Source organism: Flavobacterium wongokense (genome assembly GCF_021608265.1).
Lineage (GTDB): Bacteria > Bacteroidota > Bacteroidia > Flavobacteriales > Flavobacteriaceae > Flavobacterium > Flavobacterium wongokense.
This window is the reverse complement of the sequence record NZ_JAKIHP010000001.1, coordinates 251,549-267,014: the sequence shown is the minus strand read 5'-3', so window position 1 is coordinate 267,014 and position 15,466 is coordinate 251,549. Positions and strand designations below refer to the sequence as shown.

Sequence of the window (15,466 nt, the reverse complement as noted above, 5' to 3'; positions counted from 1 at the left end):
TCTAATAAACTAATTTTGAAAAATGGATTTTTCAGAAAGTTTTAATCAACAAATTATAATAAACCACCCCAATATTACGTTATATATAAAACGTGAAGATTTGCTGCATCCTGCCATTTCAGGGAACAAGTATAGAAAACTGAAATACAATCTGGCGCAGGCCAAAAAAGAAAACAAAGAAATAGTACTGACTTTTGGAGGTGCTTTTTCCAATCATATTTTGGCAGTGGCTGCAGCCGGAAAGAAATTTGGATTTAAGACTATAGGGATTATAAGGGGCGATGAGCTGAAGGATAAAATTGCAGACAATCCAACTTTGCAGAAAGCACAGGATTACGGAATGGTTTTTGAATTTTGGAGCCGCGAAATGTATCGCGACAAAAGCAATCCTGAATTCCTAAAAGAACTAAAGCAAAAGTTTGGCGATTTTTACCTGATTCCGGAAGGAGGAACAAATGATTTAGCAGTGAAAGGCTGCGAGGAAATCCTAACAACTGATGATCAAAAATTTGATTACATCTGTTGCGCAGTAGGAACCGGAGGCACTATTTCAGGTGTCATAAATTGTTCAAAAAGTGGTCAACAAGTTTTGGGTTTTCCGGTGTTAAAGGGTGACTTTTTAAGGGAAGATATTTGTAGATTTGCCAACAAGTCAAATTGGGAATTAATTACAGCGTATCATTTCGATGGTTACGGTAAAGTTTCTGAAGGATTGATACAGTTCATTAATGGGTTTTACCAACAGCATCAAATTCCTTTAGACCCAATTTATACCGGGAAAATGGCGTTTGGCGTTATGGATTTAATCAATAAAAATTATTTTCCTGAAAATTCAAAGATTCTAATGATCCACACAGGCGGATTACAAGGAATAGCCGGAATGAATAAAGTATTAAAACAAAAAAAACAATTAGAAATCAATGTCAATGATTAAGAAATCTTTTTTAGTACTACTTATGGTTTTTGTGGCTTCATGCAGTGCAAATCATGCTACGGTAAGAACCACAAAACCTGATCCAAGAAAGACAGAAGCGCCAGTTGTTCAGCGTGTTCGTAAACCAATTTACAGGCCTGCAACAAAAAGCAATCCGATAGCGGTTACCAAAATCGATTCGCCAGCCGTAGGCGCTGCTCCTACTTCTTCTTATTCGAATGCTACCGAAGTTTTGGAAGCAACGACAAGGGTAAAAGTGACGACGCCAATGGTCTTGGCTTATATCGCAAAATACAAGGAAGTTGCCAAGGATAATATGGTTAGGACAGGAATTCCTGCCAGTATAACTTTAGGCCAGGCTTTATTGGAGTCTGGTGCAGGAACAGGACCGCTAAGTGTTCAGGCGAATAATCATTTTGGAATCAAATGCCACAAAGAATGGACCGGTCCAAGCATTCGATATACTGATGATGAAGAAAATGAATGTTTCAGGAAATATGATGACCCAAGCCAGTCTTTTAAGGACCATTCGTATTTCTTAACAAGCAGGCCAAGATATGCGGAGCTTTTTGAGTTCCAGAAAGATGATTACAGGAGTTGGGCTTACGGATTGAAAGCTGCGGGCTATGCTACCGATACAAAATACCCGGACAAGCTTATCGGACTAATTGAAAAATACCAGTTGAACAAATACGATGCAGAAGTTTTGGGCAAGGAATATGTGCCTACCACAACTATTGTAAGCAAACCCATTACATACAATGACGATGTTCAGAAGTACACTGTAGTTAAGGGCGATTCACTTTATTCCATTTCCAAAAAATTCAATATTTCGGTTGATGATCTGAAGAAGAAAAATAACTTAACAGACAATACAATTTCGCTTGGTCAAAGCATCATTGTCAAATAATCCAAAATAGATTTACATGATTTACCAAAGAAGCAGTCAGTTGTTTGCTGAGGCCGAAAAAGTAATTCCCGGTGGTGTAAACTCTCCGGTTCGTGCTTTCAAAGGCGTTGGTGGGACTCCAATTTTTGCCAAAAGTGCCAAGGGCGCTTATCTTTACGATGAAGATGATAACCGATTAATCGATTATATCAATTCCTGGGGACCAATGATCCTGGGGCATGCATTTCAGCCTGTTGTTGATGCAATAATTGAAAAGGCGCAAAAAGGGACTTCATTTGGAATGCCAACCGAATTAGAAACGAAAATCGCAGAACTGGCAGTTTCGATGGTTCCGAATATTGATAAGATCCGTTTTGTGAATTCAGGAACCGAAGCCTGTATGAGTGCCATTCGTTTGGCAAGAGGTTATACCAAAAGAGACAAAATCATAAAATTTGCAGGCTGTTATCACGGTCATTCAGACTCTTTTCTAATCCAGGCCGGAAGTGGCGCCAGTACATTTGGTACGCCAAATTCACCAGGAGTTACACAAGGAACAGCCAAGGATACGCTTTTGGCTGCTTATAATGATATTGAAAATGTGAAGGCATTATTTGATGCCAATAAGGATGAAATTGCTGCCATCATCATTGAACCTGTTGCTGGGAATATGGGTTGTGTTCCTCCAAAAGAAGGTTTTTTACAAGCGTTGAGGCAGGTTTGTGACGAGAATAATACATTGCTTATTTTTGACGAGGTAATGACAGGATTTCGCCTTGCAAAAGGTGGAGCTCAGCAATTGTATAATATAAAGGCCGATATTGTCTGCTTCGGAAAAGTTATCGGTGGGGGTTTGCCTGTTGGGGCTTTTGCTGCGCGTAACGAAATCATGAATTACCTTTCGCCACTTGGTCCGGTTTATCAGGCTGGAACTTTGTCCGGAAATCCATTGGCAATGGCAGCAGGATATGCAATGCTTCAAGCGTTGAATAACGATGCCGATATATTTAAGCGATTGGATGAAAAAACAGCTTATCTACATAAAGGAATCCAAAAAGTATTGACCGATAATAATATTGTCTTTACGATAAATAGGGTAGGATCGATGATTTCGGTTCATTTTGATGCCAATCCGGTTTATGATTTTCAAACCGCCAAAAATGGCGATAATGAAAGCTTTAAAAAATTCTTCCATGGGTTATTGGCTGAAGGGGTTTATATTGCACCATCGGCTTACGAAACGTGGTTTATCGCCGATGCATTGACCTATGAGGATTTGGATTTTACCATCAACGCAATTGATAAGGTTTCAAAAAGTTTATAAATAAAAAAAGTCCCAAGAAATTGGGACTTTTTATTTGTATCGGAAAACCTAGTTGATCAATCGCTTAAATAAATCTTGGTTTTTCTCTAATTTTTCGATTTGGGTTCCATCTAATGTACCTCTAATTTTTGCTTCTATAGCTCTTAACATTTCTGTTTTTCTCTCAGGCTGAGCATTTTTATCGTCAATTACTTGAAACTTATATTCAAAAAGCGACGCAAAGTTTGCCTGCATTGTTTTGTCTAAACCAAGGAACTCGCTTAATTCAGCTGCTTGTTTAGCCCCTTTTTCAGTAGGGTTCAAGCCATTTAAACTTTTATTGTCCTGAGCATTGGCATTTATTGAAAATGCTAATAATAATGTTAAAGCAGCAATTATTTTTTTCATTTTTTTATAATTAGTAGTTAGAATAATAACTCCAAAACTAAATTATTTTGATGTAAACTCAAAATTTATTTGTGTTAACTTTTCAGGAAAAATTATTTTGTTTCCTTTTTTTCCATTCGGTCGTGCATTTTCTCTTTCATTTTTTCCTTTCTTTCATCACGGATTTTTTCCCATTTGGCAAATTGTTCAGCAGTCAGGATTTTTTTCATTTCTGCACCAACAGCAGCTTCCTCTTTTTGCATGGCCGCAATTCTTTCCGCTCTGTCTTTTTCTTTGTCTGCTTTCAGCTCTGCTCTTCTTTGTTCTCTTTTTTCCACCTGTTTAGTAGCCAGGACTCTTATTTCGCTTGCCTGTTTTTCATTCAACTCTAAATCCTTGGTCATTTTTTTTACCTGAAGGTCAACTTTTTGTTCTGTTGTCAATCGGTCTTTTCCAGGTCTTCTGCCTTCTTTTTCTTGTGCAAATGCTGTTATTCCAACAACTAATAATGCAGCTACAAATAATTTTTTCATTTTATACGTTTTAAAATTTATTGCCATAGGACAAGGTGCTTTCTGAAAGGTTTAATCTTTAACAAAATATTATAAAAAAGGAACCCTTTTCGAGTTCCTAAATATATTAATTTAAAATGACAGTTTTGCTATCGCCATCTACAGCGACTTTGGCTAATCCGTGTTTGGACAAACCTTTCATCGCAGCATCCCATTTTTTACCGCTTAAAGCCGATTTGTCTTTGAGCTGTGATAAAGGTTGATTGTTTTCAGCTTTTAATAAGCCGACGATTAACTTTTCGTCTTCGGTCAGTTCCACTTGTTTTTTCTCCGGACGCATCTGTGGGAAGAACAATACTTCCTGAATCGAAGGATTATTGGTCAAAAACATAATCAATCTATCCATTCCTATTCCCAATCCCGATGTAGGCGGCATTCCGTATTCCAAAGCTCTTAAGAAATCTTCATCAATGATTCCGTTTGCTTCATCATCACCTTTTTCTGCCAATCCCATTTGGTGTTCAAAACGTTCTCTCTGGTCAATTGGATCGTTCAGCTCTGAATAGGCATTTGCAATTTCCTTTCCGCAAACCATTAATTCAAAACGTTCTGTAAGTTCAGGGTTATCTCTGTGTGATTTACACAAAGGAGACATTTCCTTTGGATAATCGGTAATGAATGTTGGTTGTATAAAGTTGCCTTCACATTTAGCTCCGAAAATTTCGTCAATCAATTTTCCTTTGCCCATCGTTTCATCCACTTCGATGCCCATTCCTCTTGCGGCTTCAAAAAGTTCAGCCTCATTTTTGCCTGAAATATCAAAACCTGTAAATTGTTTAATGGCATCGGTCATAGTTACCCTGGCATAAGGAGCTTTGAAATCTACTTTGTGTTCGCCAAAAGTGGCTTCGGTTGTTCCGTTTACTTCTTTGGCGCAATATTCCAAAAGGTTTTCGGTCATTTCCATCATCCAGTTGTAGTCTTTGTAGGCTACATAAATTTCCATCGCTGTAAATTCCGGATTGTGCGTACGGTCCATTCCTTCGTTTCGGAAGTTTTTGGAGAATTCATACACACCGTCAAAACCACCAACGATTAATCTTTTCAAATATAATTCGTTTGCAATCCTCATGTATAGAGGGATATCCAAACTGTTGTGATGCGTAATAAAAGGACGCGCTGCTGCTCCACCAGGAATGGATTGTAAAACCGGAGTTTCCACTTCCATATAACCGGCATTGTTGAAGAAGGTTCTCATGGCTGTGAACAATTTTGTCCTTTTCATGAACACTTCTTTCACATGCGGATTTACTACTAAATCCACATAACGCATTCGGTAACGCAATTCGGCGTCATTAAAAGCATCGTGTACATTTCCATCTTCATCGGTTTTTGGCAAAGGCAACGGGCGAAGCGTTTTACTCAAAAAAGTAAAATTCGAAACCCTGATACATTTTGCGCCAACCTGTGTGGTGAATAATTCGCCTTCAATTCCGATGAAATCACCTAAATCGGTCAGTTTTTTAAACACCTGATTGTATAAGGTTTTGTCTTCTTCAGGGCAAATGACATCGCGGTTCAAATACAATTGAATCCTTCCTTCGCTATCCTGCAATTCGGCAAAGCAAGCTTTTCCCTGGTCCCTCACACTCATCAAACGACCGGCAACCACAACCTTCTTACCTTCTTCGAAATTTTCCTTAATATCCTTAGAAGTGTTCTTCACAGGATATAAATCCGCTGGATAAGGGTTGATTCCGAGTCCGCGCAAGGCGTTCAGTTTTTCTCTTCTGATGATTTCTTGTTCCGAAAGTTGCATAGTATTGTATTTAAGCGTGCAAAGATATATATAAGTGTTAAAGTTTCAAAGCCTTTTAGGAGCGAAAGGCTTGGGCTTTATCAGTTGTCCTTATTCCTGCTGTCAGCTTTGCATGGCATCGCTTCCATCAGGGCTAAAAGATTAACGTCGGTTTAACTTATAAACTTTGTAACTTTGTGCTTTACTTTTTCAAAATGAATAAAGAAATCCAACTTCAAGATTTAGGAAACAAAGATTATAAGGAAGCCTGGGATTATCAGGAAGAGCTTTTCAAGGAGATTGTAGATATCAAACTGGAAAAGCGGGCCAATCCTGAATTGGTAACGCCAAACTTTTTTCTTTTTGTAGAACATCCACATGTTTATACGCTTGGGAAAAGTGGTGATATGTCCAATTTACTACTTTCAGAAAAACAGCTTGAAGCTAAAGGTGCGACTTTTTATAAAATCAATAGAGGTGGAGATATTACGTATCACGGACCAGGGCAAATCGTAGGATATCCTATATTGGATTTGGAAAATTTCTTTACAGATATTCATAAATATCTGCGTTTCCTCGAAGAAGTAATCATTCTGACTTTAGCCGAGTATAATATAATAGGTACAAGAAGCGAAGGAGAAACCGGAGTCTGGCTTGACGTTGGAACACCCTTTGCCCGAAAAATCTGTGCTATGGGAGTTCGTGCGAGCCGTTGGGTAACCATGCACGGATTTGCCTTAAACGTAAATGCCAATTTAGGTTATTTCGACAATATAATTCCGTGTGGGATAAAAGGAAAAGCGGTTACTTCGATGCATGTGGAATTAGGAAAGGATATTGATGAGGAGGAAGTAAAGGCAAAAATCATTAAACACTTTGTGGCTTTATTCGAAGCCAAAATGCTTACTTCCCGAATTAAGCAGCACAGCACAATCTAAAATTCAAACTCCAATTGGTCGGGCAATAGTCGAAAACTCATACGATGGTATTTGGTCGTCCCATATTTTCTAATAGCTTCGCGGTGTTCCGTAGTTGGATAACCTTTATTCTGTTTCCAGTTATACATTGGAAACTCTTCATGAATGGTATTCATATATTCATCCCTGTAAGTCTTTGCCAAAATGGAAGCGGCAGCAATGCTCATAAATTTACTGTCGCCTTTTATTATGGTAGAATAGGGAATATCGTTTATGGGTTTGAAACGATTTCCGTCAACGATTATATAATTAGGTATAGGATTTAACTTGGTAATGCATTCCTGCATTGCTTTTATCGAAGCATTGAGTATGTTTATTTCGTCAATGATTTTGGGTTCAAGATGTGTTACCGAAAAACAAATGGCTTTTTCTTCAATCAAAGGTTTTAATTGTTCCCTTATTTTTTCAGAAAGCTGTTTTGAATCGTTGAGCAAACCCAATTCAAAACCTTCCGGAAGTATTATAGCGGCAGCTGTAACCGGACCAGCGAGGCATCCTCGTCCAGCTTCATCTGTCCCGCATTCTATATCGAAATCTGAAAACCTGAAGTGTAACATTAAAAAAAATATTGCACAAAAATACACTATTGACGCAACCATTTTCATATAAAACCATCAAAGTTGTAATTGCGCAAGATTAAAAACATTTAACACAGTTATCGAACTATTATTTATTGTTAATATTTGGTTAATTAATAATTTATTAAGAAGTTTGCAGAATAACTAACTCAAATAAAATTAATATGAGATCGAAGTTCAAATGGATTTTTACGCTATTATTGGCGTTATCATTACAGTTTTCGTTTGCACAAGAGAAAACTGTGACGGGTGTAGTTTCAGATAAGTCTGGACCACTACCAGGTGCAAATGTTGTTGTTAAAGGAACAACCAGAAGTGCACAAACAGATTTTGATGGTAAATACTCCATTAAAGCAAAAGCAGGTGAAGTACTTGTAATTTCCTTTACAGGTTACAATGATTCTACAGTTTCAGTTGGAGCCGCTAGCAGCTACAACGTGTCGCTAAAAGAGCAGAGCGTTAAACTTGAAGAAGTAGTAATTGACGGTTACCGTTCTACTGCTAAAGCCAAGTCTAGTGTTGCTCAGACGACAATACTTGCGAAAACAATTGAGAACAGACCAAACGTTTCTTTCGTTCAGTCATTACAAGGGCAGGTTCCAGGTTTACAAATCAGTACTTCTTCTGGATCTCCTGGTACAGCTAAAATCGAATCTTTAATTAGAGGGGTTAACAGTATCAATGGATCAACTGAACCTTTAGTTGTTATTGATGGTGTGCCTTCGTCTCAAGGGGTTTTCAGAGCTATCAATCCTAATGACATTGAATCGGTAACGGTGTTGAAAGATGCTGCAGCAACTTCTATCTATGGTACCAGAGGTGCTGGTGGTATTATCGTTGTTAAAACCAAAACTGGAAAATACGATTCTAAATTAACGGTTAAGTATTCAGGAAGCTATGGTCTTCAGGAATTGCAACAAAACAAGTATGATATTGCAAACTCTAAGGAAACTTTGTTTTTGGAAAGAGCTGTTGGTTCAGGTTTAGGATCACTTAATCCTGCAACGGGTCTTCCATTTACTGATTCTGAGATTGCTGCCTTTAATATTAATACTAATTGGAGAGATTATTTCTTTAGAAAAGGAACAAGTTCAAACCATGATATTAGTATTTCAGGAGGTTCAGGTAAAATGACAAACTTTACATCGTTAGGTTATTTTGAGCAGGAAGGTATTGTACCAACTACTGATTTCAAAAGATTCAGTATTAGGTCTAACTTTACCGGAAAGTCTGCGAATGAGAAATTCAGTTATAGTACAAACATCTTTGGATCTTTCTCAAAAAGACATCAGTTAGACCAGGAAACAAGAACGGATATCAATGCTAACGTATTGCAAAATCCACTTCAGGGATTGTTAACGTCTTTACCTTATATTGATCCTAATGTTTATGTTAACGGTCAACAATTATCTGATGATTTTGGAGCGCCAAGTTTCCAAATCGTTCCTTACATGTTAATGGACTACTTAAATCCTGGTAACATTCCAAGTCAATTCGAAGAAACTAAATTGCTTGTAAATGCTTCAGGTTCTTATAAACTGACAAAAGACCTTACGTTTACCACAACAGCTGGTATTGACTATGCTCAGGAATTTAGAAATTTTGCAAGAGCACCATGGTCTTACTTAGCAATCATTGCTACTCCGGTAGGAGCAGATTTCGGTGGTACTGAAATTATGAGTAGTAACAGGGATTTTTCTTTTTCGCTTACGAATAAGTTGAACTATAACCATACGTTCAAAGAAAAACATACTATTGATGTAAACTTCTTTACTGACTATTTGAAATTACACAGACAGTTTTTTGGACGTACTCAAAATGGTTTAGATCCAAGAACATGGGCTTTTGGTGCAGGTACAGGATATATTCCTTTCAACCCTGCTACTCCTAACTTCTATGTTCCAACAGTTTCTCACTTAGCTGGTGGTTTAGATAAAATCACTGCAGGTATGTTCGCATATTTCTCAACTTTTGCTTATGACTATGACAATAAATTTGGTGTAGATGCTACGATAAGAAGAGATGCTTCTTATAAATTCGTTGATGATAACCAATGGGGAACTTTCTGGTCTGTTGCAGGTAGGGTAAATTTAGACAACTTCAAATTTTTGGATAATACCATTTTCGATGAGTTGAAAGTAAGAGCTTCTTATGGAACCAATGGTAACCAAAACATTCCTGGTCCAGCTGCCGCAGGTCAAAATCCTTATTACCTAGGGTACAACCTTGTTAGGGATACTAACGGACAAGTAGTAGGTGGAGGTTATTCTAACCTTCCAGCTTTAGGAGTTGGTGTTATTGCCAATGGTGATGTGAAATGGGAGACTACAACTCAATTGGACTTTGGTATTGACTTTAGTATTTCAAAAAGATTCTCAGGATCTATTGACGTCTACAGAAAACAAACTGATGATTTGTTTGATGAAATCAATGTTTCGGCTATAACTTCTTTATGGAGTATTGATGGAAATAGTGGGTCTCTTAGAAATACAGGTATTGAGGCAATCTTGAAATACGATGTATTCAAAAAAGGAGATTTCAAATTGGAATTAAATGCTAATGGAGCGTACAATAGAGCTGTTTATATGACAACAGGTTCTGGTGAAGATGAGCCAAATGGGAATACAATCAGATCTGCAGGACAATTAATTGACCAGTATTTTGTTGCACCTTATATCGGAGTTAACAATAGCGGATTCGTTGATGCAAATGGAGATCTTCAGCCAGCTGATGGTAACCTATTATTCCTTGATATCAATGGAAATGTTACTGAAACGATTTCAGATGCTGACAGAAGAAAGTCTGGTAAATCTCCTTACCCAGTTTATCAGGGAGGATTTGGATTCAATGCTTCTTACAAAGGATTTTTCGTAAACACTCAGTTTACTTATGCATTGAAAACATACCGATTTGATTTCGACTTGACTAATATGTCAGATCCTACTGCTATCGGAGTTTTCGCAGTGCCTAGAGATTTCTTAAATGCTTGGGATGCTACAAATAACCCAACATCAAACTTCCCTTCATTATTCGCAGATCAAGGTAACTTAACTATGGGAGATACATTCTCTGACAGATGGTTGAGAGATGCGTCTTATGTTAGGTTGAAAACTTTAACTTTTGGTTATAATGTCCCAGCTAAATTCTTGGACAAATCTTCAATCAGTAGTTTAAGATTCTATACTGCCATGGAGAACTATGTAACATGGACTAAATGGAGAGGTTTCGATCCTGAGTCTAGTGGAGCAAGTAACCAAGGTGGTTACCCAGCGCCAAAAGCTATTACATTTGGTGTTGATATTCAATTTTAAAAAAAATTAAATAGATATGAAAAAATTAAGTTTATTACTAGTTGCAATTGTCGGTTTGACATTCAACTCATGTGAAGATGCATATCATATAGTTCAGGATGGTGAGCTAAATGATGCTGCTACTTTTAAGACGCTGGACGATATGAAGCTCTACTTGCTTGGTACGTATGACTATGCCGATACGCATGCAGAGGTAGGTTTGACAGCCAATATGACGGATGAAATTACGCTAGGTAGTCAAAATGCTGGCCAGGAACGTGATTTGTATGGGTTCATTTTACTTTCAAATGATGCTTTTGTTGAGGAAATGTGGCTTACGGAATACTCATTAATCAATAGAGCAAACCGTTTAATCGAAGGTGCGTCAAGGATTACTCCAACTCCTGCTGAAGAGGCTGAATACAATTCAATTGTGGCTCATGCAAAAGCCTTAAGAGCATATGGTCACTTCCAGTTGCTTACGTATTTTTCAACTGACCTGTCTAACGACAGTGCTTTAGGTGTTTGTAAGGTAGATCATGTTCCTTCAATTACAGAGAAATTACCTAGAAGTACCAACGGAGAAGTTTTTGCATTAATCGAATCAGATTTGAACGATGCTTATGCTAACCTTGTTGACTACACTACTGCAACAGCTCCTAATACACACCCTTGGACTTTCTTTAGCAAAAATGCAGTTAATGCGTTCAGAGCAAGAATGTACCTTTACAGAAAAAATTACGCATTAGCATTACAATATGCTGATCAGGTAATTGCTGCGGGTCCTGCTTTGGCAGTGTCAAATACTGGTTTACCAGCGGGTACTGTAGGTTCTACTGCATGGAATAATGCATTCTACAGCCAAACTACCTTTTCAAACAATCCTTACAAAAGAATGTTTACTGACCCAACAGGTGCGGGTTACCAAGGTGAGATTATCTTATCCTTTGAGATGGGTACCAGCAAAAGTGCTGTTGCAGGATTATTCTATTTTAACAGAACACAATTTTCTGGAGGACCATACCATGAAATGGACAGAAACGTATTTAATCTGTTAGAGCAAAATACTAATGCTGCCCACCAATCTAACGATATCAGAAGATACGTTTACATTGACCCAACCAGTAAAATTGACCAGCCAGGTTATACAGGATCAACTGCTCCTTATTTTGATACAGATGGTAACTACAAGTTTACAGACGTATTATGTATAGACAAATATCCTGGTAAAGTTGGAACTAACAGAGAGTTGCAAAGTGACTACAAAATCTTCAGAATGTCTGAAATGTACTTCATCCGTGCAGAGGCTTTAATTGCTGCAGGTGATTTAACAGGAGCTGCAAATGCTGTTCAGGCTGTTAGAATTGCAAGAACTTTCAGAAATTCACCACCAGCATTGCCGGTTTATGCTAATGCTACTGCTGCTTGGGCTGATGTTCTTTTGGAAAGAAGATTGGAGTTGTACTTAGAAGGACACAGATATATCGACTTGAAAAGGTTAGGTACTCTTGCTAATGCTGGAATCGACAGATATTCAAGAGACTGCGAGCAGGTAAATGTTTGTTCAATTCCAACTACTGACACTAGATTTACAGCGCCAATTCCAATTAGAGAAATGAACGCTAATCCACAGATGGAGCAAAATCCTGGTTACGACCAATAAGATAGGCTTTATTTATAAATCTAAACATCCCATTTTTTATTAAATGGGATGTTTTTTTATGATTTTATTTTATATTTTTTTACTTAACTTTGCTATCCTTTTGGAACAGATTTAATTTGCTCAAAGCCATTGATATAGATTGCCTGCCGCCATTTTTTCAAAGGGACTATTACAACAACCATTTTAAAAAAAAATTCATGAAAAAAAACAACATTGTTTTATTGGCTTCACTTTTTTTAGCTTTTTGTGTAAATGCACAAAATCGGATAAAAGAAAACGCACCTTTTCAAAAGGTAGTTCGTTTTGATGAAGCTATCTCAAAAGAAAATGCCATTAAGTATTTTTTGAAACAACAGGGATTGGATTCTGATAATTCTTTTGTTGCTGCCAGAAGTACTTCTGATGAGACTGGGATGGTTCATCAAAGGCATCAACAATTTTACAAGGGCTTGAAAGTTGAATTCGGAACTTTAATCACGCACAGTAAGAATGGGAAAGTGACTCTGATTAATGCAGAAGTCTATAAAGCACCATCTTCAAACCTTGTGCCTTCTTTGACTCAGGAACAAGGCTTAAACAAAGCAATCAATAATGTCAATGCCACAAAATACTTATGGGATGATCCAAAGCAGGCAGAAGTTGTAGGCTATCAAAAACCTCAGGGAGAATTATTGTTGTTTCCTATTGTTAATACGGGCGAAGTAAAATTGGCCTATAAATATGACATTTATGCTATCGAACCGGTTTCAAGACAGGAGATTTATATAGATGCAAACAATGGACAGGTTTTATATAAAAATCCTGTGATTAAACATCTTACCAATTCCACAGTTAAAACTAATGATAAACAACAGGTTGAAAACTTTGAAGCTTTGGTAACTGGAAATGCCTTTACCAAATATAGTGGGCAAAGAAGCATCCAAACCCGATTTGACACACCGCTGAATATGTTTGTATTGGATGACCAAACCAGAGGCAACGGAATTATTACCTACAATTGCGAGAGAATAGTTGCCACTTACCAAAATGTACATTTCAAAGACAACGATAACAATTGGACTGCGGCTGAACATGCCAACACGTTTTGGGATAATGCTGCGTTGGATGCACATTGGGGAGCTGAAATGACTTTTGATTTTTGGAAAACAGTTTTCAATAGGAATAGTTATGACGATAATAATGGAGACATCAGAAGTTATGTGCATTACAAACAAACAAATGCAAATTTTGACAATGCTTTCTGGAACGGATCTTTCATGACTTACGGTGACGGAACTGCAGGAAAACCTTACACCACAATTGATATCTGCGGGCATGAAATTGGACATGCTGTTAATACATATACTGCAGCATTAGCTTACCGTAATCAGTCAGGAGCTATGAATGAAGGCTTTTCAGATATTTGGGGTGCCTGTATCGAACACTTCGGAAGAACCGGAGCTATCACAGGAACACCTGTTGCAAATGTTTGGAAAATTGGAGAAGATTCTACGAATGGAGGATTAAGATCGATGAGCAATCCATTATCATTAGGTGATCCGGACACTTTTCAGGGAACCAATTATGTAGTTACAGGTGATGACGGATTTTGTACACCAAATGCAAATACTAATGATTACTGTGGTGTTCATACCAATAGTGGCGTCCTGAACAAATGGTTCTACCTTTTAACGGCTGGAGGTTCTGGGACAAACAATGCTCCAATTGCAGACAGGGATACTTACAATGTTGTTGGTGTTGGAATGCAGAAATCATCACAAATTGCTTATTATCTTGAAAGAGATTATTTAACGCCAAATTCAACATTCTTCGATGCAAGGGTTATGTCAATTGAGCTTGTGAAAACTTTATATTGTACAAGTGCACCTGAAGTTGCAGCAGTGACCAATGCCTGGTTTGCTGTGAATGTGGGAACCAGTTTTGTAAATGCTGCGAATGACGTTAGCCAGGAAAGCCTTGTAGGGAACAATTCTGCAAATTGTGGTACGCCAAATGTAATTCAAACAGTTACTTTTAGAAACTTAGGCTCAAACGCGCTTACATCTGTTACCATTACTTATAATATCGATGGCGGAAGTAATTCAACTGCAACGTGGACAGGAAACCTTTCTACTTGTTCAGTTGGAACTCAGCAATTGACAATCAATACAGGAAGCCTTACACCAGGAGTACACACTTTAAATGTTACAACTACTACTACCGGAGACGGAGTGGTATCAAACAATGCAAGGTCAAGTTACATCTATGTTAACCAAAGCGGAGTTATTGGCCAGGTAAATACTTTTGAATCTGCCGCCGATAATTTACTTGCTTCAGATGAACCATTTGCTGCAACATCATTATGGCAGAGAGGAATTATCAACAAACCTAATCTAACTAGTGCAGTTGCTGATAATTCAAATGTATACGCTACCGGATTAACAAATCCTTACACAAGTGATACAAAAGCATATCTGACTTCAAGATGTTACGATTTATCGCAAACAGCTAATCCACTTTTGAAATTCCACATGGCATTTGATTTACAGTATAGTGGTGATATTTTATACATGCAGTATTCAACAAATGGTGGAAGCACATGGAGTCGATTAGGTTCAATGTCTGATCCGAACTGGTATACAGCGGATACAGGATGCCCAACATGCGTTGGCGGAGAATGGACTGGTGATGCAGGAAGCATCAACGGAAGCGGTTTCCCTAATGGAGCAAAAAGATTGTATAGTTACAATTTAGCTGCATTTGGTTCGGCTTCTCCAAGCCCACAAACCAATATGTTGTTCAGGTTTGTATTCCAATCAGATGCTACAGACAATTACGATGGAGCATTCATAGATAACTTTGTTATTGAGGCTGCACCATTAAGCAATGAAGAATTTACAGCAAACACGGTGAGCATTTATCCAAACCCGGCAAACAATGCCCTGAACTTCAGTGTCCGCAATGGCGTGAATGTTTCGGCAGTTACCATCAATGACGTTTCAGGAAAACAGATTTATAAATTGGCAAATTTGTCCAATAATTCAATTGATGTTTCGAGCCTTGCGTCCGGAGTTTATTTTATAACCTTTAAGACAGACAATAGTTCGGTTACCAAGAAATTTATAAAAGAATAAACTTTTATCCGATAATAATTAA

11 protein-coding genes are annotated in these 15,466 nt (G+C 37.8%); 7 read left to right on the top strand and 4 right to left on the bottom strand.

What is annotated here, in order from left to right; all coding sequences use genetic code 11:
• Positions 1 to 22: 22 nt before the first annotated feature.
• Genes L1S31_RS01040 through hemL form a run of 3 tightly spaced genes read left to right on the top strand, consistent with a single transcriptional unit; the run spans position 23 to position 3,147 of the window.
• Entirely contained in the window at positions 23 to 934 is a 912-nt protein-coding gene (locus L1S31_RS01040; RefSeq protein ID WP_236460879.1) for a 1-aminocyclopropane-1-carboxylate deaminase/D-cysteine desulfhydrase, read from the top strand.
• On the top strand, positions 927 to 1,844 hold the full coding sequence (locus L1S31_RS01035; RefSeq protein WP_236460869.1) for a glucosaminidase domain-containing protein: 918 nt from the start codon (positions 927 to 929) through the stop codon (positions 1,842 to 1,844). Before L1S31_RS01040 ends, L1S31_RS01035 begins: the two co-directional genes overlap by 8 nt.
• 16 nt (positions 1,845 to 1,860) lie before the next feature.
• Positions 1,861 to 3,147: a glutamate-1-semialdehyde 2,1-aminomutase gene (gene hemL / locus L1S31_RS01030; protein WP_236460852.1), complete on the top strand. Its 1,287-nt coding sequence runs from the start codon at positions 1,861 to 1,863 to the stop codon at positions 3,145 to 3,147.
• A gap of 48 nt (positions 3,148 to 3,195) precedes the next feature.
• On the opposite strand, the gene L1S31_RS01025 is transcribed toward hemL, so the two are convergent.
• The 3 genes from L1S31_RS01025 to lysS form a co-directional block, all read right to left on the bottom strand.
• Positions 3,196 to 3,534 (bottom strand): hypothetical protein, encoded by a 339-nt coding sequence (locus L1S31_RS01025; RefSeq protein ID WP_236460843.1) that lies wholly within the window; start codon positions 3,532 to 3,534, stop codon positions 3,196 to 3,198.
• A 92-nt stretch (positions 3,535 to 3,626) separates the two neighbouring features.
• On the bottom strand, positions 3,627 to 4,046 hold the full coding sequence (locus L1S31_RS01020; protein ID WP_236460841.1) for a DUF4890 domain-containing protein: 420 nt from the start codon (positions 4,044 to 4,046) through the stop codon (positions 3,627 to 3,629).
• Positions 4,047 to 4,152: 106 nt separating this feature from the next.
• Complete coding sequence (lysS, locus tag L1S31_RS01015; protein WP_236460839.1) at positions 4,153 to 5,844, bottom strand: lysine--tRNA ligase; 1,692 nt, start codon at positions 5,842 to 5,844, stop codon at positions 4,153 to 4,155.
• 194 nt (positions 5,845 to 6,038) lie between these two features.
• Between lysS and lipB the strand changes: the two genes are divergently transcribed.
• Positions 6,039 to 6,761, top strand: coding sequence for a lipoyl(octanoyl) transferase LipB (gene lipB, locus L1S31_RS01010; protein WP_236460836.1), 723 nt, complete (start codon positions 6,039 to 6,041; stop codon positions 6,759 to 6,761).
• Here lipB and rnhB read toward each other — a convergent pair.
• Positions 6,758 to 7,357: a ribonuclease HII gene (rnhB, locus tag L1S31_RS01005; protein WP_236460834.1), complete on the bottom strand. Its 600-nt coding sequence runs from the start codon at positions 7,355 to 7,357 to the stop codon at positions 6,758 to 6,760. The two genes, lipB and rnhB, sit on opposite strands and share 4 nt — an antisense overlap.
• A 185-nt stretch (positions 7,358 to 7,542) precedes the next feature.
• On the opposite strand from rnhB, the gene L1S31_RS01000 reads away from it, so the two are divergent.
• The 3 genes from L1S31_RS01000 to L1S31_RS00990 all read left to right on the top strand — a co-directional run bounded on the left by L1S31_RS01000 (position 7,543) and on the right by L1S31_RS00990 (position 15,444).
• Entirely contained in the window at positions 7,543 to 10,689 is a 3,147-nt protein-coding gene (locus tag L1S31_RS01000) for a SusC/RagA family TonB-linked outer membrane protein (protein WP_236460832.1), read from the top strand.
• 142 nt (positions 10,690 to 10,831) lie between these two features.
• Positions 10,832 to 12,331: a RagB/SusD family nutrient uptake outer membrane protein gene (locus L1S31_RS00995; RefSeq protein ID WP_236460799.1), complete on the top strand. Its 1,500-nt coding sequence runs from the start codon at positions 10,832 to 10,834 to the stop codon at positions 12,329 to 12,331.
• 197 nt (positions 12,332 to 12,528) lie between these two features.
• Positions 12,529 to 15,444 carry a M4 family metallopeptidase gene (locus tag L1S31_RS00990; protein ID WP_236460790.1) on the top strand — a complete coding sequence of 972 codons (2,916 nt, stop codon included), beginning with the start codon at positions 12,529 to 12,531 and terminating at the stop codon, positions 15,442 to 15,444.
• Positions 15,445 to 15,466 lie beyond the last annotated feature (22 nt).

Bases quoted from the DNA above. Each gene is read 5' to 3' on its own strand.
- L1S31_RS01040 (WP_236460879.1), top strand. From the start codon at position 23: ATGGATTTTTCAGAAAGTTTTAATCAACAAATTATAATAAACCACCCC.
- L1S31_RS01020 (WP_236460841.1), bottom strand. From the start codon at position 4,046: ATGAAAAAATTATTTGTAGCTGCATTATTAGTTGTTGGAATAACAGCA.
- L1S31_RS01025 (WP_236460843.1), bottom strand. From the start codon at position 3,534: ATGAAAAAAATAATTGCTGCTTTAACATTATTATTAGCATTTTCAATA.
- L1S31_RS00995 (WP_236460799.1), top strand. From the start codon at position 10,832: ATGAAGCTCTACTTGCTTGGTACGTATGACTATGCCGATACGCATGCA.
- lysS (WP_236460839.1), bottom strand. From the start codon at position 5,844: ATGCAACTTTCGGAACAAGAAATCATCAGAAGAGAAAAACTGAACGCC.
- L1S31_RS00990 (WP_236460790.1), top strand. From the start codon at position 12,529: ATGAAAAAAAACAACATTGTTTTATTGGCTTCACTTTTTTTAGCTTTT.
- L1S31_RS01000 (WP_236460832.1), top strand. From the start codon at position 7,543: ATGAGATCGAAGTTCAAATGGATTTTTACGCTATTATTGGCGTTATCA.
- hemL (WP_236460852.1), top strand. From the start codon at position 1,861: ATGATTTACCAAAGAAGCAGTCAGTTGTTTGCTGAGGCCGAAAAAGTA.
- rnhB (WP_236460834.1), bottom strand. From the start codon at position 7,357: ATGTTACACTTCAGGTTTTCAGATTTCGATATAGAATGCGGGACAGAT.
- lipB (WP_236460836.1), top strand. From the start codon at position 6,039: ATGAATAAAGAAATCCAACTTCAAGATTTAGGAAACAAAGATTATAAG.
- L1S31_RS01035 (WP_236460869.1), top strand. From the start codon at position 927: ATGATTAAGAAATCTTTTTTAGTACTACTTATGGTTTTTGTGGCTTCA.